The sequence below is a fragment of the Vibrio sp. CCB-PB317 genome (genome assembly GCF_022808245.1).
GTDB classification, from domain to species: domain Bacteria; phylum Pseudomonadota; class Gammaproteobacteria; order Enterobacterales; family Vibrionaceae; genus Vibrio; species Vibrio diabolicus.
Genome location: NZ_JALGNU010000001.1, coordinates 846,942 through 868,038 on the forward strand (window position 1 = coordinate 846,942; position 21,097 = coordinate 868,038).

15 protein-coding genes are annotated in these 21,097 nt (G+C 44.7%); 11 read left to right on the plus strand and 4 right to left on the minus strand.

Features of this window, described 5'->3' with window-relative positions; genetic code table 11:
• Positions 1 to 192 precede the first annotated feature (192 nt).
• The 3 genes from MTR11_RS03930 (at position 193) to dnaJ (ending at position 5,082) form a co-directional block, all read left to right on the plus strand.
• Positions 193 to 1,467: a dicarboxylate/amino acid:cation symporter gene (locus MTR11_RS03930; RefSeq protein WP_012842090.1), complete on the plus strand. Its 1,275-nt coding sequence runs from the start codon at positions 193 to 195 to the stop codon at positions 1,465 to 1,467.
• Between the two features lie 348 nt (positions 1,468 to 1,815).
• Entirely contained in the window at positions 1,816 to 3,729 is a 1,914-nt protein-coding gene (gene dnaK, locus MTR11_RS03935) for a molecular chaperone DnaK (protein WP_048626076.1), read from the plus strand.
• A gap of 204 nt (positions 3,730 to 3,933) precedes the next feature.
• Positions 3,934 to 5,082 carry a molecular chaperone DnaJ gene (dnaJ, locus tag MTR11_RS03940; protein ID WP_005391453.1) on the plus strand — a complete coding sequence of 383 codons (1,149 nt, stop codon included), beginning with the start codon at positions 3,934 to 3,936 and terminating at the stop codon, positions 5,080 to 5,082.
• A gap of 69 nt (positions 5,083 to 5,151) precedes the next feature.
• On the opposite strand, the gene MTR11_RS03945 is transcribed toward dnaJ, so the two are convergent.
• Positions 5,152 to 5,583, minus strand: a complete 432-nt coding sequence (locus tag MTR11_RS03945; protein WP_176320256.1) for a type IV pilin protein — start codon at positions 5,581 to 5,583, stop codon at positions 5,152 to 5,154.
• 103 nt (positions 5,584 to 5,686) lie between these two features.
• Between MTR11_RS03945 and MTR11_RS03950 the strand changes: the two genes are divergently transcribed.
• The 6 genes from MTR11_RS03950 to tadA all read left to right on the plus strand — a co-directional run bounded on the left by MTR11_RS03950 (position 5,687) and on the right by tadA (position 11,041).
• On the plus strand, positions 5,687 to 6,196 hold the full coding sequence (locus MTR11_RS03950; protein ID WP_047010169.1) for a GspH/FimT family pseudopilin: 510 nt from the start codon (positions 5,687 to 5,689) through the stop codon (positions 6,194 to 6,196).
• Positions 6,177 to 6,794 carry a PilW family protein gene (locus tag MTR11_RS03955; RefSeq protein ID WP_074190963.1) on the plus strand — a complete coding sequence of 206 codons (618 nt, stop codon included), beginning with the start codon at positions 6,177 to 6,179 and terminating at the stop codon, positions 6,792 to 6,794. Before MTR11_RS03950 ends, MTR11_RS03955 begins: the two co-directional genes overlap by 20 nt.
• Positions 6,791 to 8,044 carry a hypothetical protein gene (locus tag MTR11_RS03960; RefSeq protein ID WP_243327046.1) on the plus strand — a complete coding sequence of 418 codons (1,254 nt, stop codon included), beginning with the start codon at positions 6,791 to 6,793 and terminating at the stop codon, positions 8,042 to 8,044. Before MTR11_RS03955 ends, MTR11_RS03960 begins: the two co-directional genes overlap by 4 nt.
• Complete coding sequence (locus tag MTR11_RS03965) at positions 8,034 to 8,444, plus strand: prepilin-type N-terminal cleavage/methylation domain-containing protein (RefSeq protein WP_005381606.1); 411 nt, start codon at positions 8,034 to 8,036, stop codon at positions 8,442 to 8,444. Before MTR11_RS03960 ends, MTR11_RS03965 begins: the two co-directional genes overlap by 11 nt.
• A gap of 288 nt (positions 8,445 to 8,732) precedes the next feature.
• On the plus strand, positions 8,733 to 10,292 hold the full coding sequence (locus MTR11_RS03970; RefSeq protein ID WP_243327047.1) for an AbgT family transporter: 1,560 nt from the start codon (positions 8,733 to 8,735) through the stop codon (positions 10,290 to 10,292).
• A gap of 239 nt (positions 10,293 to 10,531) precedes the next feature.
• Entirely contained in the window at positions 10,532 to 11,041 is a 510-nt protein-coding gene (tadA, locus tag MTR11_RS03975) for a tRNA adenosine(34) deaminase TadA (protein ID WP_373925403.1), read from the plus strand.
• 586 nt (positions 11,042 to 11,627) lie between these two features.
• Here tadA and mltF read toward each other — a convergent pair.
• Entirely contained in the window at positions 11,628 to 13,205 is a 1,578-nt protein-coding gene (mltF, locus tag MTR11_RS03980; RefSeq protein WP_012842083.1) for a membrane-bound lytic murein transglycosylase MltF, read from the minus strand.
• Between the two features lie 299 nt (positions 13,206 to 13,504).
• Here mltF and purL point away from each other — a divergent pair, with 299 nt between their 5' ends.
• Complete coding sequence (gene purL / locus MTR11_RS03985) at positions 13,505 to 17,398, plus strand: phosphoribosylformylglycinamidine synthase (RefSeq protein WP_243327356.1); 3,894 nt, start codon at positions 13,505 to 13,507, stop codon at positions 17,396 to 17,398.
• Between the two features lie 295 nt (positions 17,399 to 17,693).
• Entirely contained in the window at positions 17,694 to 18,002 is a 309-nt protein-coding gene (locus MTR11_RS03990) for a DUF3622 domain-containing protein (RefSeq protein WP_005391432.1), read from the plus strand.
• A 90-nt stretch (positions 18,003 to 18,092) separates the two neighbouring features.
• Here the strand turns inward: MTR11_RS03990 and MTR11_RS03995 are convergent, their stop codons facing one another.
• Both MTR11_RS03995 and MTR11_RS04000 read right to left on the minus strand, forming a co-directional pair.
• A complete protein-coding gene (locus MTR11_RS03995; RefSeq protein ID WP_176320252.1) occupies positions 18,093 to 18,533 on the minus strand; it encodes a DNA-directed RNA polymerase subunit beta in 441 nt (146 codons plus the stop codon).
• Positions 18,534 to 18,651: 118 nt separating this feature from the next.
• A complete protein-coding gene (locus tag MTR11_RS04000; protein WP_243327048.1) occupies positions 18,652 to 20,838 on the minus strand; it encodes a TonB-dependent receptor domain-containing protein in 2,187 nt (728 codons plus the stop codon).
• Positions 20,839 to 21,097 lie beyond the last annotated feature (259 nt).

The window sequence follows — 21,097 nt, forward strand, 5'->3', positions numbered from 1 at the left end:
GTTGTGTGAATGTTTTTCCTGCATAGGAATGTAAAGATAGTCATTTTTTCTACAACAATTCCGTTAACAAAAATGTAAATTGTCACTTTATTTTGTAACCTTCGTGTGTATGATTTGCGACTAATGCTTTAAAAGTAAGCATATATAACTACAAAGATGTAAATAGCAAACACAACATATCGGAGATTTATAATGGATAAATCGCTTTCTAGTAAGATTTTTATAGGCTTGTTTGCCGGCCTTGTGCTGGGAACAGCAATTCAGTACTTATTTAGCGGTATTGCGATTTTTGATACATACCTACTTGGAGCAGCAGAAGGCGTTGGCGGCATGTTTGTCTCGCTGATCAAATTGCTTGTTGTTCCTTTAGTTTACGTTTCAATCGTATGCGGCATTGTTGACTTGAAAGACATCAGTGCATTTGGTCGTCTTGGTGGAAAAACTTTTACCCTCTACATTCTTAACACCATCATTGCGATTACGGCGGCTTTGACTGTTGGTTTGATTTTCCAGCCAGGAGCGGGTGCTAATCTGGCAGGAACGGTATCTGAGGCCGTACAGCTGACGACGACAGAAACGCCGGACATTTTCTCTCTAGTTGTTAACATTGTTCCTAGCAACCCAGTACAAGCGTTTGCTAACGGCGACATGCTGCAAATCATCTTCATGGCAATTCTGACAGGTCTTGCAATTCAAGCTTTGGATTCTCGTGGTGGTCCTGCCATCCGCACGTTCAAAATGGCAAATGAAATCATGATGAAACTGGTTGGGTTAGTGATGAGTCTTGCGCCATATGGTGTGTTCGCACTAATGATTCAATTGGGTGCAACGCTAAACGCCAATACATTGATGTCCGTGGCTGGTTATGTGGCCTTGGTGGTTGCGATGTTGGTGTTCTGGATCTTCTTCTTCTATCCAATGGCAGTAAGTCTTGCGACAGGGACCTCTCCAAAGACTTTCCTACGTGCAACTCGTGAGCAGATTCTGTTCTCTCTATCTACCGCGAGCTCAAACGCGACTATCCCGGTAACGATGCGTACACTGACAGAAAAGCTTCAGGTCTCTAAATCGGTTGCTGGCTTCGGTGTACCACTGGGCGCAACGATGAACATGTCTGGTGTGTCTATCTATATTGCTCTAGCAACGATGTTTGTTGCGAACGCTTTTGGCCAGCCAATTAACACCGCAGACATCTTCACGCTTGGTTTAACTATTCTTCTATTATCTATTGGTGCTGGTGGCGTTCCTGGAGGCGGCGTGGTAATGGTAGGCGTTTTGCTTCACCAACTAGGCTTACCACCTGAAGGCTTGGCAATTATTGCTGCGGTTGACCGTATTAATGACATGTTCTGTACGTCTTCAAACGTTGTGGGCGACACGGCAGTGAACACCATTGTGGCAAAAACAGAAGGTGAGATTGGTAAAGAAGAAGGCGTTGACGCTGAGCCTGCTCAAGCGAACGCTTAATGCCTTGAATCATTTATTTTAACCCTAATATTGAAACGAGCTCTTATGAGCTCGTTTTTTTGTTTAGGAAGAGTCGGGCATAAATACATTTACCTGAGAAATGGTGTTTTGTTGCGCTACAGCAGTGTGACGAGTTCCCAACTAATCAGAAAGAAACACATAAATTTCGAAAAAAGACGCTTTTTTTTAATTCTGCCCTTGAAAAGCATTTTGCCGCCCTTATCTATGTGGCATAGAGAAGCAAACATTGATTATTTTTGTTTGTGAGCAAGGGTTGAAACCCGATTCTCCTCCCCCCACATTGGGGTTATAACCAAACGAAAATAGAATTTATTCGGAGATAGCCAGATGGGTAAAATCATTGGTATTGACTTAGGTACTACTAACTCATGTGTTGCTGTATTAGACGGCGACAAACCACGTGTAATTGAAAACGCAGAGGGCGAACGTACTACTGCATCGGTTATTGCTTACACTGACGGTGAGACGCTAGTAGGTCAACCTGCGAAACGTCAAGCAGTAACTAACCCAGAAAACACGCTATTTGCAATTAAGCGTCTAATCGGTCGTCGTTTTGAAGACGAAGAAGTTCAGCGTGACATCCAAATCATGCCTTACAAAATTGTTAAGGCTGACAACGGTGACGCTTGGGTAGAAGCAAAAGGCCAAAAAATGGCGGCTCCTCAGGTTTCTGCTGAAGTTCTTAAGAAAATGAAGAAAACTGCTGAAGATTTCCTTGGTGAGGAAGTAACTGGCGCAGTTATCACAGTACCTGCTTACTTTAACGATGCTCAGCGTCAAGCTACAAAAGATGCTGGCCGTATCGCAGGTCTAGAAGTTAAACGTATCATCAACGAACCAACAGCAGCAGCGCTAGCTTACGGTCTTGATAAGAAAGGCGGCGATCGCACTATCGCGGTATACGACCTTGGTGGTGGTACATTCGATATCTCTATCATCGAAATCGATGAAGTTGAAGGCGAGAAAACATTCGAAGTTCTAGCGACTAACGGTGATACCCACCTTGGTGGTGAAGACTTTGATAACCGCCTAATCAACTACTTAGTAGACGAGTTTAAGAAAGAGCAAGGTATCGATCTTAAGAACGATCCACTAGCAATGCAGCGTGTTAAAGAAGCAGCAGAAAAAGCGAAAATCGAGCTTTCTTCTACTTCTCAAACTGACGTAAACCTACCTTACGTTACTGCAGATGCAACTGGTCCTAAGCACATGAACATTAAAGTGACTCGTGCAAAACTAGAATCTCTAGTTGAAGACCTAGTACAACGCTCTCTTGAGCCACTAAAAGTAGCTCTAGCTGACGCTGATCTATCAGTAAACGACATCACTGACGTAATCCTAGTTGGTGGTCAGACTCGTATGCCAATGGTTCAAGCGAAAGTTGCTGAGTTCTTTGGTAAAGAAGCGCGCCGTGACGTAAACCCTGACGAAGCAGTAGCAATGGGTGCTGCAGTTCAAGGTGGTGTACTTGCTGGTGACGTTAAAGACGTACTACTACTAGACGTAACTCCACTGTCTCTAGGTATCGAGACAATGGGTGGCGTAATGACTAAGTTAGTTGAGAAGAACACAACTATCCCAACTAAAGCGAACCAAGTTTTCTCTACAGCGGAAGACAACCAGAGCGCGGTTACTATCCACGTTCTACAAGGTGAGCGTAAGCAAGCGATGTACAACAAGTCTCTAGGTCAATTCAACCTAGAAGGCATCCAGCCTGCACCACGTGGTATGCCACAAATCGAGGTTACTTTTGACCTTGATGCGGACGGTATCCTACACGTGTCAGCGAAAGACAAGCAGACTGGTAAAGAGCAGAAGATCACTATCCAAGCTTCTGGCGGTCTAAGCGATGAAGACATCGAGAAAATGGTTCAAGAAGCAGAAGCTAACAAAGAAGCGGACAAAAAGTTCGAAGAGCTAGCGACTGCACGTAACCAAGCTGACCAAATGATTCACGGTACTCGTAAGCAAGTAGAAGAAGCTGGTGAAGCACTACCTGCAGAAGAGAAAGAGAAGATTGAGGCAGCAATTTCTGAGCTAGAAACAGCGCGCAAAGGCGAAGACAAAGAAGCTATCGATGCTAAAGTTCAAGCACTAATGACAGCTTCTCAAAAACTGATGGAAATCGCTCAACAACAAGCTCAAGCGCAGCAAGCACAAGGTGCTGACGCAGGTGCACAGTCTAAAGAAGACGACGTTGTAGATGCTGAGTTCGAAGAAGTTAAAGACGACAAGAAATAATATTTCTTAACCAGATGGCTGCAAAGCCATCTGGGGTCGATAAGACTTCGTGTGCGGGCGTTTGGGGCAACTCTTACGCCCGTCTGTTTGTAAACGCTGTCTTTCTAGTTAAGTATGTTGCGGATAAGTGCACTTACCTAGAACGATACAAACACCAAGCGGTGAATCGATGCCGTTTGTAGTAATTAACTGGTGACGAAGAACATGTCAAAACGTGATTTTTACGAAGTATTAGGCGTAAGCCGTGATGCCTCAGAGCGCGATATCAAAAAGGCGTATAAGCGTCTAGCGATGAAATTCCACCCAGACCGAAACCAGGGTGATGAGTCTGCGGCGGACAAGTTTAAAGAAGTAAAAGAAGCGTACGAAGTTCTGACCGACCCTCAGAAGAAAGCGGCGTACGACCAGTACGGTCATGCTGCTTTTGAACAAGGCGGCGGTGGTTTCGGTGGCGGTGGCTTTGGCGGCGGCGGCGCTGATTTCGGCGACATCTTTGGCGATGTATTCGGCGACATTTTTGGTGGTGGTCGTCGTGGCGGTGGTGGTCACCGTGCTCAACGTGGTGCGGACTTACGTTACAACATGGAACTGACGCTAGAAGAGGCGGTTCGTGGTGTAACGAAAGAGATCGAAGTACCAACACTCGTACACTGTGATACCTGCGATGGTAGTGGCGCGAAGAAAGGCTCATCTGCTGAAACATGTGGTACCTGTCATGGTCATGGTCAAGTACAAATGCGCCAAGGCTTCTTCGCAGTGCAACAAACCTGTCCAACCTGTCACGGTAAAGGCAAGATCATTAAAGACCCTTGTAATGAGTGTCATGGTCAAGGTCGTAAACAGAAAACCAAAACACTTAACGTTAAGATCCCTGCAGGTGTTGATACAGGCGACCGTATTCGTCTATCTGGCGAAGGTGAAGCGGGAGAGATGGGAGCTCCAGCGGGTGACTTGTATGTACAAGTGCACGTGAAAGAGCACCATATCTTCGAACGTGATGGTAACAACCTATACTGTGAAGTGCCTGTAAGCTTTGCGATGGCGGCTCTAGGTGGTGAAGTTGAAGTGCCAACTCTAGATGGTCGCGTAAGCCTAAAAGTGCCTTCAGAAACGCAAACAGGTCGTATGTTCCGCATGCGTGGTAAAGGTGTGAAAGGCGTTCGCGGTGGCGGTATCGGTGACTTGATTGTTAAGTTGGTTGTTGAAACACCAGTAAACCTAAGCTCACGCCAAAAAGAACTGCTCAAAGAGTTTGAAGAGTCTTGTGGTGGTGAAGCGGCGACAAAGCACAAGCCTAAATCAGAAGGCTTTTTCAACGGTGTGAAAAAGTTCTTTGATGATTTAACCAGCTAAGACGTTAGTGAAAAGCACAAATACAAAGGCCTGCTAAAATGCAGGCCTTTTTGCATCTCGGTGTTCTTTCTAATTCCAGCAATCACTTGGTTCTTCGACATTTTTTGACGTTAAAGTAATCGTTTTAGCGCCAGTCAAGCACTCGTCGTCGTCTTGTCCCAGAGCCGATTTTGCTGTTGCTGTAATGGTATAAGCCGTACTTGCAGAGCTCGCAATATTGAAAGAAAATCTATCTGTGTCTGAATCGCATAGAGTGCATGTGCCTCCAGAGATAATATGACTCCAGTCGTACCCACCATCATAAGATGTCTCTAGCTCTAGCTGAATTCGACTAAGATCGCTCAAGGCAACCGTCCTATGAGACTTGAGCACATGATTGGTGTAAGAAGGGTAGGCGACAGCCGCAATGATCCCGACAATCACTACGGCTATCAGTAATTCGATCAATGTCATCCCTCCCAATCTTTTTTTGTAGCTGTTACAGCGAGAAATTCGAATCATCACGAGTAGTTTCCTTTTCACTTTTCCGCCTATTTTTGGCAGGTGATAGCATCTGTGCAAGATGAATTACGGCCCTTTTGCCGTTTACATAGGAATTTGGGAAATGCCTCGCGGGTTTACGTTGTTGGAGCTTCTTATTACTGTTGCTGTACTGAGTATTATATTGGCGTTTGCAGCTCCAAGCTTTAGCCGTGTTTCACAAACTGTGCAAATGCAGCGATTGGCAACTGAATTAGCTGGTTTTCTAAGCCAAAGTAAGTCAGAGGCGGTAATGAGAAATCAAAAGTTATATATACATTTCTCAATGGCTAAAAACGTTGTTGTCAGTCAAGGTGCATGGTCTCTACAGTTAACTGACTCATCTAGCGGCTCAGGGGGAGTAATCTTAAACCTTTCCGGCTCCGCATACTCTGAATTATCTTTGAAGCACAGTTACGATAATCAAAAAATAAGCTTCGATGAGGTCCGTGGACGGCCCCAAGGAGGAAATATAGAGTTTTTCCCAACCAATGCTCAAAACATAAAACTACAAGCAAAGCTCTCAAACCCTCCTGGGAGGATTAAGATTTGTAGTAATTCTGGAGCGAAGTTATATGATTACCATCAGTGCTAACAAACGCTATCAAATAGGTAGCTCTTTAATTGAATTAATGATTAGTTCTTTAATTGGGTTAATTGTTCTTAGTGTAGTGGGCTCTATATTCTTGACTTTACAAAAAACAGCAAAAGAAAAAAGCTTAGAGCTAAATTTATTGCAAGGTCTTAATATCACTTTATCTGTTATGAAAGAAGATATTCAAAGAGCAGGTTATGATGGTGGGAACGGTAGTTCACTCAAATTATCCGGAGCTACAGGAACCATAATGCTGAGCGGCGCCTCTTCTGTTGGTTTTGTGTATTTTAAAGAAGACTCAGCTGCCAATGAAGACTATCGAAATATTAAGTATGAGAAGAGAGATACTCGGTTTTTTATATGTGAAAAAGGCGTTGTGTCTCAAACACAAATATTATCTTTTGATGGTATAGATTTTTGTCGTTCTCTATTTGATGATGATATTTTCCAAGTTACCCAATTCACCGTTAGTTCAGAAACAGTGACTAATGGAGGAAATGTAAGTTCGGTCACGAACGTTAAGTTAGGTTTGCAAACGATTGATGGAGTCTTTAGTGAAGTCGCGGAGTTTTCTATCAAACAAAGGAATTGGCAATGACATCTAAATATAACTATTCCGGTTATACCACTTTGCTTGTGACTTCTATACTTTTATTACTTGCTTTAATTGCATCATTAGCATCATCCAAAGGTGTATTTTTTCAAATAAAAGTTGCGCAAAACGAAATAAAATCTCGACAAGCACATTGGTTAGCTGAAGGAGGTGTTGAATGTGCATGGGCGCAATTTAGAGTTAGTAACATTGTACCTGCAGTAATAACAGATTGTGGCTCAGGGCTTTGGACGGTTCCTAATTTTACGAGTACTTCCAATGGGTATTTGGTTACTTCTAATGTTGGATTTACAAGCATTAGTAAGGAGATTATTTTGGGAGGTAACTTGAGCTATGGTGCAATGCAGTCTAGTGCCGACATTTATTTTCATTCTAGTGCAACGTTTTCTACTCCAGATCCAGGGGAATTGAGCAGCGATGGGTGGGAGTGTATTGCGTTAAGGTATAAAAAGCGCTTTTACTCCTCTTCAGTTGATAATAAAGGCGTAATTCATGGAGAGTCTCCCTATGCCGATTTTAACAACCCTACAAATAAAGATTGTGCAAACACGACGGCAAACCGTCATCTCTCATCTAGTGTTGGCGGGGTTGGTGCTGGTGATGATTTTACTCAAGATACAGATTTAAAGCCATTTGAATCCTTCTTTGGAGTAAAGGCTGAAGAGCATAACGATGTCCGAGATAATGGTGTATTTCATGTTATGACGGGCTCAGTGGCTGGTGGCATACCTAATTGTGGTGCTGCTTTAACAGCAGAAATTCAGTCAGGGAAGCATCATTTATGGGTTGAAGGGAGCTGTGAAATCAAGCAATCGGAATACAATGATTTGGTGAATGCTACGTCATCGACCAATGGCGTAACAGTGCTCATTCATGATGGTCTTTTCTCCGTGATGGGATCACCGAGCTCCGGCGCTACATCAAATAAGTTTAAAGGGGTCTTGTTTCATTTCAATCATGACTATGCTCCGGCAACAGCGGATTGGGTTGGGTTCGAAGCCAATGCTCACCTAAATCATGTGCCAAGTGTTGTAGAAGACTCATACAGGACAATAGCTTCTTATTATCAGCATGGTTCTTTTACGGTATCTGGTGGTCAATATTTTGATAGTGAAGATCAGGCAGCGGTTTTCTTCGATTCTTTGGACTTTAGATACAATAAAGATGTGATAGACAATTCAAGGAATGCGCATGCAATTCCTAGATGGAAGAAGGGCTCTTGGAATGATCTCTAAACAAAAAGGTTTTAACCTTCTTGAAGTTCTAATTTCTTTTCTGCTTATCGGTGTTGGGGCTCTAGGTTTAACAAAGCTAAACGTGTATCTCGAACGCGAATCCGAATATGCCATAAAAAGTATTGAAGCACTGCGTCTAGCAGAAAACCAGCTCGAATGGTTCCGGACGCGTGGTGCTTCTGCGGCGATGTCTACCATCACACCTGCAAATTTTGCTTCTATTGCAACAGGCTCTTCTGTTACTGGATCTTATGTCGTCGAGTGGGAAGTTCCAGCTGCCACGGTTTCAGGAACACTGAAAACTATCACTATTACCTCTAGCTGGAAGGATAGAATCGGCGAGACGCGATCAGTTCAGCTTAAAACGATGATCTCACAATACAGTGAATTCGAAAACTAAGTTCAATTGCATACATGGGCTGAGACAAATGCGGGTGTAATTCCTGTTTGATACCGGATTTGTCACGGTTAATAAATGGTTTTTGAACTGTTAATTGAGTTGATGTGCTACTGTTTTTATTATGTTTAATTGAAGTGGTGTTTTTGCAAAATATGTCTCCAATTATGAAAAAAAATATAGAACCTTGTGCTTTCTCCATTAGTGTTTACTAGAATACTCGTTGGATAGTAGGCCGTTATAATTATTCAAATAGGCCTTGGCACCAACATCATTCACTATGGAGTTACCATGAGTAACCAAGCTGTAAATAAGGCACCATCATCGAAGCCGAGCGGGATGGAGCGCTTTTTAAACTTTATCGAGAGGACAGGTAACAAAATCCCTGATCCTGCGATTTTGTTCTTCTGGGCATTGATCATTACTTGGGCGGCGTCAGCACTTTTATCGAATGTATCATTCGATCTTCCAAACCCTCGAACGGGCGAAGCTCTTACTGTCACCAACTTACTTACGGGCGAAGCGCTAGCAAGTTTCCTTGCTAACATGGTGACGACGTTTACTGGCTTTGCGCCACTGGGTATCGTACTTGTCGCAATGCTAGGTGTGGGTGTTGCAGATTCTTCGGGCTTTATTACGACTGGTCTTAAGAAGATGCTGAACTTCACGCCAGCTAAGCTTCTTACTCCAATGCTGATTTTGGTTGCTATTGTGTCGCATACTGCGGCAGATGCAGGCTATGTTCTGGTTATTCCTCTAGGCGGTATTATCTTCCATGCGGCAGGTCGTCACCCTCTAGCGGGTATTGCGGCAGCATTTGCAGGTGTATCTGGTGGCTTCTCTGCAAACTTTATTCCTTCAGGTATCGATCCACTACTAGCTGGCTTTACACAAACCGCGGCGCAGGTTCTTGATCCTGAATACGTGGTTAACCCATTAGCGAACATCTTCTTTACTGGCCTATCTTCCATCATTATTGTAGCGATTGGTTGGTACGTGACAGAGAAAATCATCGAGCCTCGTTTGTCAAAAATGCCAATTGATGACGATGCGGAAACCGCGCCAAACCTAGGTTCATTTACTGAACTGGAATCAAAAGCATTCCGTTATGCAGGTTGGGCAATGATGGCGGGTATTGCTTTACTTGTTGCAGCGTTAATTCCAGAAACATCAGCACTTCGCTCGCCTGAAGGTGAAATTACGGCCTTCTCAGCACCGATAATGAAGTCTATCGTGCCGTTGATCTTTATTCTGTTTATCATTCCTGGTTACGTTTACGGTAAAGTGTCAGGTACGTTCAAGACCAGCAACGACATTATCAAAGCAATGGCTGACACCATGTCAACCATGGGCGCTTACATTGTGATGTCATTCTTCTGTGCCCAGTTCTTGTCTGCGTTTGCTCAATCGAACATTGGTACGATGCTGGCGCTATATGGCGCAGAAGGTCTGAAAGCGATGAACTTACCAGGTGAAGTGACCATCATCGGTATGATCCTTCTAACCGCGTCTGTAAACCTACTTATTGGTTCGGCATCGGCAAAATGGGCTTTAATTGGTCCAATCTTAGTGCCAATGCTAATGGCGGTTGGTATCTCGCCTGAGCTGTCTCAAGCGGCTTACCGTGTGGGTGACTCTGTATCGAACATCATTTCTCCTCTAATGGTATTTTTCCCTCTTGTAGTGGTTTACTGTCAGCGTTATGTGAAGTCGGCTGGTATCGGTACGCTTGCGTCACTAATGATGCCATTCTCGATTGCAATGTTGATCGGTTGGTCTATCTTCCTAGTTGCTTATTGGATGGTAGGTATCCCGCTAGGCATTCAAGCTCCTTACACTTACACAATGTAAAAACGTGTAGGTAATTGGCAGCCGAAAAGCGCAGGTCTTCGATCTGCGCTTTTTTGTTCTCGCAAAACGAACATCGATAGGTCTTGTAACTAGGTTTTTTGGAGTTGCAAACTTTGTCTCGTGATGTGTTGCTGTAGTGAAACCGAAGTTGGTGATAAAATTCCTGACTTCAATCGTTTTTTGTTTCTTTGGAGCCTCCTTTGTCTAACCATCCGTTTACCCCTCAAGATGAATTGTTTATGCGCAGAGCGATGGTGCTTGCTGAGCAAGCAGAAGCTGAGGGGGAAGTACCTGTCGGCGCAGTGCTTGTCAAAGATGGTGAAATTATCGCTGAGGGGTGGAATCGCTCTATTGGTACTAATGACGCTACCGCACATGCTGAGATTCAAACACTGCGTAAAGCAGGCCAAAAGATAGAAAATTACCGCCTTCTGGATACGACTTTGTATGTAACACTTGAGCCATGTCCAATGTGTGCCGGAGCCTTACTGCATAGCCGCGTTAAGCGGGTCGTTTTTGGAGCGCCAGACTTAAAAGCGGGAGCAGCAGGAACAGTGCTTAATTTGTTTGAAAGCCAAGCCGCTTACCATTACGCCTTAGTTGAAAAGGGGCTGCTAGAAGATGAGTGCCGCACTCAGCTACAAGCGTTTTTTAAGCGTCGCCGAAAGGAAATTAAAGCGAAGAAACAAGCACAAAAAGCATTAGAAAATGGAGAGAGTGGACAAAACTATGGAAATAGTCAGAGTTAGCAAACATCTACTACGGGGTAGATGTTTGCCTGAACGTACTAGTGATTGACTAAGTGTACAAAAACACGATTACGTGAACTTACTTTCTTTTTCATACATGTCAGTTTACGTTTACGTCGGATAGCAGCTACTGTGTTATTTAAACGCTTTGACTGCACTCTACGTCTTCTCATATTCAAAACCTCCTGCAGACAAGACTTATACCAGTAAATAGCGGTTCATCGATGCTTTACAATAGACTCGATAATCGCACTAAACGCTGTATGGTTTAAACGTTCTTCATTTGACTTCTGCATTGCACAGAGCCAGCAAACAATTTCAATACGGTGCTTAATAATATGAGTGACGTTATTTCGGCAGAGCGTAGCCGATAGCGCCGCTTCATCAACTGAGCTAAACCATGTGGTTGCGAAGCAATCTGTTACAAAGCAATCAGTTTAACTAACGGTGAAAAAAGGCGACCAACCAAAGGAATGGTTGAGTGTGGTTGGTGTCACTCAGAGTCTTGGATTCTAGATAAGTTTTCGCTAGGACTCAACAAAAATGACGAGCTCATGAGCTCGTCATTTTCTAGTTTACAGCGGGTCTATTCTTCAAGGCTTTCTTGTTCGGTGTCTTCTTCAACCGTGACGTCAGAAGCGCCAGATATTTGCTCTACAACGGTCTCTACTGCTCCTGATATCAAAATGTCAGGGTTGAGCGGCGGAATCACTTGTAAGTCATCGCTATTCTCATCAATCGCTGGTCTTTGGCTGACATGACCAATGATGGATTGATAATAACGTCGAATATTTTCTACGTAATTACGCGCTTCATCACCTCTGGCGTACCCATAGCGAGTTTGACTGTAGTAACGCTTCTGACGCAGTAAAGGCAATCTGTCTTTTACATCTGCCCAAGCGTTTGGATCGCCACCTTGCGCTTTAGTAAGTCGCCGTGCGTCCATCATGTGGCCGTAGCCAATGTTGTATGAAGCCAGGGCAAACCATATTTTTTCATGCTCGTTGATGCTATCAGGCACGCGACCTACAATGCGACGTAAGTACTCGACACCACCACGAACAGATTGCTCAGGGTCTAAACGGTTTGTTACCCCGACGCTTTTCGCTGTTGGCAGAGTAAGCATCATCATCCCTCTAACACCTGTTGGCGATTTTGCCGCTGGCTTCCAGTGTGATTCTTGATACGCCAATGCTGCAATTAATCGCCAGTCGAACTCTTCGCTGTATTTTTGGAATAAAGGTGCCCACTTAGGCAATTTGTCATCCAGAGCTCGAATGAATGCGCGAGTATCAACGTAGTCAAATGCTTCAATATGACCAATGTACTTCTCTTCGAGAGTGGACAGTTCTCCTGATTGTTTAATGTTACCGAAAAACTCTATCAGCATCGCATACAAACTTTCGTCTTCAGAGCGTCGAGTAAACCACGATACTGGTTGATCTTCTGTAAGTTCAAACGCGAGCGCAAGATCGGGGTAAAGGCGCTGAGCTAGGGAAAGCTCCACAGAGTCAGTCACAGTAAAACGCAACTCACCAGTGGATACATATTTAAGTAAGTCTCTCGTGTCAGCATCGCCAACAATTTCAAACTGCAGCTCTGGGTATTGCTTCTTTAATGCGGTTAGGGTCGGAACATATTGCGATTGTTCGACGATCTTTAATGTTTGCGCGCCAGCATTTGTATCTTCGTCTGATTCGCTGTCTTTCGATGCTTGGTATTCAATCAGCTGTTCGATATCACGTGGTCGAAGTTGCCCCTTTTTATACACAACTTGTTGGCTTACATAATAATAAGCAGGGCCCGGTCTAAAGCGTTTTACCGCTTGTGACGTTTGATTTAAGCCCGTAGCGATGAGATCAATATCTCCTTTCTTAAGAGCAGGAAAAAGCTCGGCTTGGCGAAAGGCAGGTTTAATCTCGAGCTTGACGCCGAGCTGCTCCGCAAACTGACGCGCCAATTCGTAATCCAACCCAGCGGGACCATCGGGACCAATATAATAGGAAAGCTGATTGTTTAGCGTGCCAACACGAAGCACGCCACGTTCCTGAATTTTTTCGAATTCACTTTTGGGTTCCGACTCAATCTGGCAGGCAGAGAGTAGTAGCACAGAAACAAAAATTAGGGCGCTGCGCTTGAGTCGGTTGAGCTGGCTTATTTGCATTAATAGGTACATCTTAGGAAATTTCTATTTGCCTTTATATCAAAGCGAGCTCATGGGGCAAAGTGAATCACACACTTATAGCGTGACATTGTGTGTTTTATCGACATTTTAGTCGTAATTCAAATTTGACAAAAAAAATGACGCAAACGGTTGCTTTTGATGTTACATCACAAAAACAATTGCTATATAATGCGCTCGCAATGACGAGGTGGAATCGGCATAGGTTCGACAGGGCTTATTTTAAGTGTCTGAATTTATTCCAATATCACCTTAATCAATTGCATAAGAGACCTAAGCACATGAGAATTTTGCGTGGCTCCCCAGCTCTTTCTGAGTTTCGTGTTAATAAACTACTGGAACTTTGTCGTGAACAAGATCTGCCTGTAACTGGCATTTATGCCGAGTTTATGCACTTTGCCGATCTAAAGTCTGACCTTGATGACCAAGAGTTAGAAAAACTTGAAAAGTTACTAACTTACGGCCCAACCATCGAAGAGCATGAGCCAGAAGGTCTTCTACTTCTTGTTACGCCTCGTCCAGGCACTATCTCGCCTTGGTCTTCTAAATCTACCGATATCGCTGTTAACTGTGGCTTGGATAAAGTGAAACGTCTAGAGCGCGGTACGGCTTATTATGTCGAATCTTCAGTTGTTCTATCAGAAGCTCAAGTTGGCGCTGTCAAAGCGTTAATTCATGACCGCATGATGGAAACGGTCTTTACAGAATTTGAAGCTGCGTCAGCGCTGTTTACAGTCGCAGAGCCTAAGCCAGTGGCGCATGTTGATATCTTAGCGGGCGGTCGTCTTGCGCTTGAAGAAGCAAACGTTTCCCTTGGCTTGGCACTCGCAGAAGATGAAATTGATTACTTAGTAGAGAACTTTACTAAGCTTGGGCGTAACCCAAACGACATTGAATTGATGATGTTTGCTCAGGCGAACTCAGAGCACTGTCGCCACAAAATTTTTAACGCAGATTGGACTATCGACGGGGTAGATCAACCTAAGTCTCTGTTCAAAATGATCAAAAACACGTTCGAAACGACACCTGACTATGTGCTGTCTGCATACAAAGACAACGCGGCCGTTATGACGGGCTCTAAAGCGGGTCGTTTCTTCCCAGACCCTAAATCTCGTCAATACACTTACCACCATGAAGATGCACACATCTTGATGAAGGTAGAGACGCACAACCACCCAACGGCAATCTCTCCATGGCCGGGCGCATCGACTGGTTCAGGCGGTGAGATCCGTGACGAAGGTGCGACGGGTATCGGCGGTAAGCCAAAAGCGGGTCTGGTTGGTTTTACAACCTCTAACTTACGTATTCCTGGTTTTGAACAGCCGTGGGAAACTGACTTTGGCAAGCCAGGTCGTATTGTTAACGCGCTAGAAATCATGCTTGAAGGTCCTCTAGGCGGCGCGGCATTCAACAACGAATTTGGTCGTCCAAATCTATTGGGTTACTTCCGTACTTACGAAGAAAAAGTGACCTCTCACGCGGGTGAAGAAATCCGTGGTTACCACAAACCAATCATGATTGCTGGTGGTATGGGTAACATTCGTGACGAACACGTGCAGAAGAAAGAAATTCCAGTGGGTGCGAGTTTAATCGTACTTGGTGGTCCGGCAATGAACATCGGTCTTGGTGGTGGCGCGGCGTCCTCAATGGCGTCTGGTCAGTCAGCAGAAGATCTGGACTTTGCTTCAGTACAGCGTGAAAACCCAGAGATGGAGCGTCGCTGTCAGGAAGTGATCGACCGTTGTTGGCAGCTAGGCGACGACAACCCAATCGCATTTATCCACGATGTGGGTGCGGGCGGTATCTCTAACGCATTGCCTGAACTTGTCGACGACGGTGAGCGTGGCGGTCAGTTCCAATTACGCGATGTACCAAACGATGAGCCGGGCATGAGTCCGCTAGAAATTTGGTGTAATGAATCACAGGAACGTTACGTTCTTGCGGTAGCGCCAGAAAACATGGAAGCATTCGATGCAATCTGTAAGCGTGAACGCGCACCATATGCAGTGGTGGGTGTGGCAACTGAAGAGCGTCATCTAACGCTAGAAGATTCTCACTTCGACAATACGCCAATCGATATGCCAATGGATATCCTGCTTGGTAAGCCACCGAAGATGCACCGCGACGCAACCACACTAAAGGTGGAAAGCCCTGCCATTGTTCGTGATGGTATTGAGCTTAATGAAGCGGTGGATCGCGTACTTCGTCTTCCAGCGGTTGCAGAAAAAACATTCCTAATTACTATCGGTGACCGAACAGTAACGGGTCTGGTTGCTCGTGATCAAATGGTTGGCCCTTGGCAGGTACCAGTAGCAAACTGTGCAGTAACAGCGGCAAGCTATGACACTTACCACGGCGAAGCAATGTCGATGGGTGAGCGCACGCCAGTGGCATTACTAGACTTTGGTGCATCGGCTCGCCTAGCGGTTGGTGAGTCACTAACGAACATTGCGGCAACAGACATCGGTGATATTAAACACATTAAACTGTCTGCGAACTGGATGTCGCCAGCGGGTCACCCAGGTGAAGATGCAGGTCTTTATGAAGCAGTCAAAGCGGTGGGTGAAGAGCTCTGTCCTGCATTAGGTTTGACTATCCCAGTTGGTAAAGACTCCATGTCGATGAAAACCAAGTGGGAAGAGAACGGCGAGAGTAAAGAAGTCACTTCTCCACTGTCGCTAGTTATCACGGCATTTGGTCGTGTGGAAGACGTACGTAAGACCGTGACTCCACAACTACGCTCTGACAAAGGCGATACTTCTCTAGTTCTTGTTGACTTGGGTAACGGCAAAAACCGCTTAGGTGCGACAGCATTGGCACAAGTATACAAACAGCTGGGTGACAAACCTGCTGACGTAGATAACGCTGAGCAGCTAAAAGGCTTCTTTGATGCAATGCAAGCGTTAGTACGTGATGACAAGCTAGTGGCTTACCACGATAAGGGCGACGGCGGTCTATTTGTTACACTGGCTGAGATGGCGTTCGCGGGTCACTGTGGCGTAAAAGCGAACATCGCAGAGCTGGGTGATGATGCGCTAGCCGTTCTATTTAACGAAGAGCTAGGTGCGGTTGTTCAAGTTAAGAATGATGATCTGGATTCAGTTCTATCTACTCTGGCGGCAAACGGCTTAGAGGCATGTTCACATGTGATTGGTTCAGTTAACGCTTCAGACGACTTTATTATCTCTTCTGGTGATGCAGTTGTGCTTGAACGCTCACGTACCGAACTACGCGTTATCTGGGCTGAAACAACGCATAAGATGCAAGGTCTACGTGATAACCCAGCGTGTGCTGACCAAGAGCACGAAGCTAAGAAAGACAACTCTGACCCGGGTCTAAACGTTAAGCTCAGCTTCGACGTAAATGAAGACGTTGCAGCACCGTACATTGCGAAAGGTGCTAAACCTAAGATGGCGATTCTACGTGAGCAGGGTGTTAACTCCCACGTTGAAATGGCAGCAGCGTTTGACCGCGCAGGTTTTGAAGCAACCGACATTCATATGAGTGATATCCTAACGGGTCAAGCCGTTCTGGATGAATACCATGGCCTAGTAGCTTGTGGTGGCTTCTCTTACGGCGACGTACTAGGTGCGGGTGAAGGCTGGGCTAAGTCTATCCTGTTTAACGCACAAGCTCGTGAACAGTTCCAAGCCTTCTTCAACCGTGAAGAGACGTTCTCTTTAGGTGTATGTAACGGTTGTCAGATGCTATCAAACCTGAAAGAACTTATCCCGGGTGCAGACTTGTGGCCACGTTTTGTGCGCAACGAATCTGAGCGTTTTGAAGCGCGATTTAGCCTAGTTGAAGTGCAGAAATCTGATTCTGTATTCTTTGACGGTATGGCAGGTTCGCGCATGCCAATCGCGGTTTCCCACGGAGAAGGGCGTGTAGAAGTACGTGATGCAGAGCACCTAGCAGCGATCGAGGCATCAGGTACGGTTGCGGTTCGTTACGTGGATAACCTCGGCAACCCAACACAACAATACCCGAACAACCCGAACGGTTCGCCAAACGCGATTACCGGTTTAACAACAGCAGACGGTCGCGTAACTATCATGATGCCTCACCCAGAGCGCGTATTCCGCACAGTTGCAAACTCTTGGGCTCCGGAAGGTTGGGGTGAAAATGGCGCTTGGATGCGTATGTTCCAAAATGCCCGTAAGAATATCGGTTAATTAACCAAAGGTTAATCTAGCTTAAGTAAAGCGTTGGTTGAGAGACCAGCGCTTTCTTTTTTCTTATCACTCTTTTTTCTTCGTCGCTCTTTCTCGTGACTAGGCGAAACGTTGCTTTGTTCTGTCTCTTCTTTGTCATCTATTATCTCGCATAAAAAACTTGCAGCGTTTAGATTACTTTTATGCTCTAATACCGCGCTTACCAAGGGATGGTGTTAAACAGCTCAGCTTAGATGGAGTTATCAAGTTGACCGAATCCCTGATTGATCCCTAAATCCCTTAGGAAATGAAAGAAATGTCTAAGAATCCAAAATTTGCTATCCGCGTCACTGAAAAACGTAACGGCTGGAGCGCAGAAATCACTCGCCAAGTGACATCTCGTAAGACTGTAGTATCAAAGCGTGAAACTGGCTTTGACAGCGAAGAGAAAGCACAAGCTTGGGCTGAACAAGAACTGGCTGGTTTTATCCAAAACCAAGTGGTTCGTAACGAGCGTAAAGCAGCGCAACGTCAAGAGCGTGAAGCAGAACAACTAGCGGCAAAAGTTCGTAAAGAAGAAGCCCGCAAAGCACGTGACGCTGAAGTAGACGCTGACGAAGAATAGATTCAAGTCGGTGAGATGGTTACGTCACCCATCAAACAAAAAGTGAAAATGCCCTGAGCTTTGTCTCAGGGCATTTTTTATTGTATCGACTTAAAAACAATCCGACGATACGGACAGGCTAAACGTACCGTCTTCAGGGGCTGCAAATTGTTTATTGCCAGGAAGAAGGTGAGGGTTATTAGCATAAGTGCGATGTGTTGATTTGACCTTTGCAGAATGTCTCTCTGGTAAATCAAAGTGTTGTAAGCCGTCAGATAGATCGTTTGCTTCACCGTAGTCGAAATGTGTTGCGACGTCTTTGGGCTGCTTGGCGTAACGGCAGTGATCCAGCTTACCATCTTCGTGCCAAGTTAAAGAGTTAGTTTTTGCATCTAGATTCAAGTTATTTGCTGTTGGCTGTGCGTAAAAATCTTCTGAAACTTGGTGCCTGCTTTGTTCTTGTAAGTAGTCTGCAATGTTCTCAGAAGCTTGCGCTAGGCTACCTACAGGGAAGAGGCAAATCAGAAGAAGCCGTGTTTTTAGATTGTTCATAATGTGTATGCAAGCAAAAGGAAATGATAATACTGATAAATAAAACGGCGTGCAATTATGGCCATTGGATACGATATAACAGGGCAGTTAATGTCTGCCCTGCATCTTTTAGGTATGGTTAGTATTGATAAGTGAGGTGCAGTTTGACTTCGCGACCAGGCGAAGGCACGCCATTAGACAGGTATGCTTCGTAGTAACGATCAGTTAAGTTTTTCACAACCGCGCCAACGCTCAAGCCTTCGACTTGTTGTATTTCCCAAACCACGTAAGCGTTTTGTAGCGTGTATTGCTCACTTGGCGATTTCACTTTTAAATTGTTACCGCTTGCCTTGGTTTTGGTTTGCGCATCATACCAACGGACTTCCCAGCCAGTACGTAAACCAGGAATCCATTCGTAACCTAAACCCAGATTAATGTTTAATGGCGGTACATCAGGGTGATCATCATCTGAACCTGTGGAGTCAGATAGACTGCCTTTGTTTTTGCCGCGAATGTAACTTGCTGAGAAATTACTGTAGAAATCTTCAATCCGGTATTGTGAAATTAGCTCAAAGCCGTAGTTTTTAAAGCCATCTAGGTTTGTATTCCAGCTTTGTAACTCAGTAGTATTTTTGTCGAGGTTTTCGCCCGTTCGTATATCAACTGTGTCGCTAACATCGTTATAGAACAAAGTTAACTCTGTTGCGAGGTTATCGCGAGAGTTCACCAGCCCTTCCGTTAAGTTGATAACGCTTGCTTGATAAGCATGGATACGAGACACGTCCAGATTCAAAGCAGTAGCCGTAGCGGTAGCTCGCGCATATTGCACTGAGTAGATGTTATCAACGGTTGGTGCTTTTAAAGCGTAGGCGTAGGATGCGTTTAAACGCGTATTATTGGTCGCATCAAAGTCGATATCCAAACGTGGGCTAAAGCCTTTATGCGTCGTTTCACCGTAGTCATGTCCGGCGGCTGGATCATTATAATCCGGCGCGGCGTTCCCTTTTCCTTCACTCTTGATGTATTCGTAACGCAGAGAAGGTGTGATGGTTAAACGGTCTGTTGCTTGATAGTGATCAGCAATGTAAGCCGCATAAATTGACTGAGTGCCAGATGGTTCGTAGTAAGGGGTATACCAACCGTAGTTTTTGGCTTCATTACTGTCGTATGATGCGTTGAATACTAATGAGTCTCTATCGGTTTTTTGATATTGAAGCCCTGTCACTAGAGTGTGGTCTCCGAACTGCGCTTGGTTAAACACATCAACATAGTCACGCTCGTAACTCAACCAAGACTCGTGACCGTAACTGCCAACAGAAACGAACATTTTCTCGAATGCCACGTCAGGGCGAACCCAGTGACGATCGTTTTCAGAACGTGCCATTTTGATATTGAAATCAATATACGGGTTAGTCGGCATGTAGTGGTAAGAGATGGTCGTGGTGTTATCCGTGTATTTATTATCGACGGTGTATGCGTATTTGGCTTTTTCTAATGATCCGTATTTCTTGATGTTGTACTCAGTGATGTTAGGCATTTTTCCGCGGCGGTTAGCCCAAGGTTTACGACCTTCATCTTTGTAGCGAGTGTGGCTAATTTCAAACTCGTGATCGTTGTTTTCATAACCGACTTTTACGAGCATGTTTTCTTGCTCGTAACCTGAGTAATCCAGCGTTTCACCACCACCGACTTTAATGTCATCAGAATCTTTTACAGAGCCATTCGCTAGAAAATAAAAACCAGCATCGTTTTTACCATAGAGTGTTAGCGTGTAAGCATTCTCATCGCCGTTGGTGTTATATGCACTTGAGATGCGAGCACCAAAGTTTCTATTGCCGTACAGTAGGTCATCGACACTCTTGGTTTTAATACGAATTGAGCCACCAAACTTTCCGTTGAGTGCTCGATAGTCGTGCGCGCCCTTGATAATTTCTGCTTCACCAATCAAGAACGGATCAAAAAAGAAAGTTCCGTAGCGGTATTGTTGAAAGCCAATAGGAGCGCCATCGACAAATACGGCGATATCGCTTGGATCATCAAAACCACGAATGTTAATACGTTCGCCACCAGAACGACCGCCACCATCTAATGATGCGCCCGGAACGGCATCGATCATTGAGGCAAAATTAGAGTACTGTTGCTCTTCAATCTCTGACCAATCAATGGTGGTTTGCGCAGGCTCAGCAATGGTAATAGGTTTGGCATAACGCACACCGATGACTTCAAGTTCTTCATTTGGCGTTGTCTCGGCATATGAATAAAGAGGGAAGAGCAAAGTTAGTGAAATGAGATTTACTTTGAATGGATGACTTTTTAATCGTTTCATATTGATGATTTATAGTGTTTTTATGAAGCTCGGATTATAAGAACATTATTACGATTAATAAATGATAATGAGATTAATTATCAAATGTGTTTTTGCGATGGCTTGTAAAGTTTTTTATCCATTCGTGGAAACTACGATGAGTATCGTTAGCTTACAGAAAACAAAAAGCCCAGCATCATGGACGCTGAGCTCATTGGCTTTTAAACAAGATGGTGCGAGCACTGTTGCTCCTTTCGAGCTAATCAAGTGCGTACTTGGT

Bases quoted from the DNA above. Each gene is read 5' to 3' on its own strand.
- MTR11_RS03960 (WP_243327046.1), top strand. From the start codon at position 6,791: ATGACATCTAAATATAACTATTCCGGTTATACCACTTTGCTTGTGACT.
- MTR11_RS03955 (WP_074190963.1), top strand. From the start codon at position 6,177: ATGATTACCATCAGTGCTAACAAACGCTATCAAATAGGTAGCTCTTTA.
- MTR11_RS03965 (WP_005381606.1), top strand. From the start codon at position 8,034: ATGATCTCTAAACAAAAAGGTTTTAACCTTCTTGAAGTTCTAATTTCT.
- MTR11_RS04000 (WP_243327048.1), bottom strand. From the start codon at position 20,838: ATGAAACGATTAAAAAGTCATCCATTCAAAGTAAATCTCATTTCACTA.
- MTR11_RS03970 (WP_243327047.1), top strand. From the start codon at position 8,733: ATGAGTAACCAAGCTGTAAATAAGGCACCATCATCGAAGCCGAGCGGG.
- mltF (WP_012842083.1), bottom strand. From the start codon at position 13,205: ATGCAAATAAGCCAGCTCAACCGACTCAAGCGCAGCGCCCTAATTTTT.
- purL (WP_243327356.1), top strand. From the start codon at position 13,505: ATGAGAATTTTGCGTGGCTCCCCAGCTCTTTCTGAGTTTCGTGTTAAT.
- MTR11_RS03990 (WP_005391432.1), top strand. From the start codon at position 17,694: ATGTCTAAGAATCCAAAATTTGCTATCCGCGTCACTGAAAAACGTAAC.
- MTR11_RS03945 (WP_176320256.1), bottom strand. From the start codon at position 5,583: ATGATTCGAATTTCTCGCTGTAACAGCTACAAAAAAAGATTGGGAGGG.
- tadA (WP_373925403.1), top strand. From the start codon at position 10,532: ATGCGCAGAGCGATGGTGCTTGCTGAGCAAGCAGAAGCTGAGGGGGAA.
- MTR11_RS03930 (WP_012842090.1), top strand. From the start codon at position 193: ATGGATAAATCGCTTTCTAGTAAGATTTTTATAGGCTTGTTTGCCGGC.
- MTR11_RS03950 (WP_047010169.1), top strand. From the start codon at position 5,687: ATGCCTCGCGGGTTTACGTTGTTGGAGCTTCTTATTACTGTTGCTGTA.
- dnaJ (WP_005391453.1), top strand. From the start codon at position 3,934: ATGTCAAAACGTGATTTTTACGAAGTATTAGGCGTAAGCCGTGATGCC.
- dnaK (WP_048626076.1), top strand. From the start codon at position 1,816: ATGGGTAAAATCATTGGTATTGACTTAGGTACTACTAACTCATGTGTT.
- MTR11_RS03995 (WP_176320252.1), bottom strand. From the start codon at position 18,533: ATGAACAATCTAAAAACACGGCTTCTTCTGATTTGCCTCTTCCCTGTA.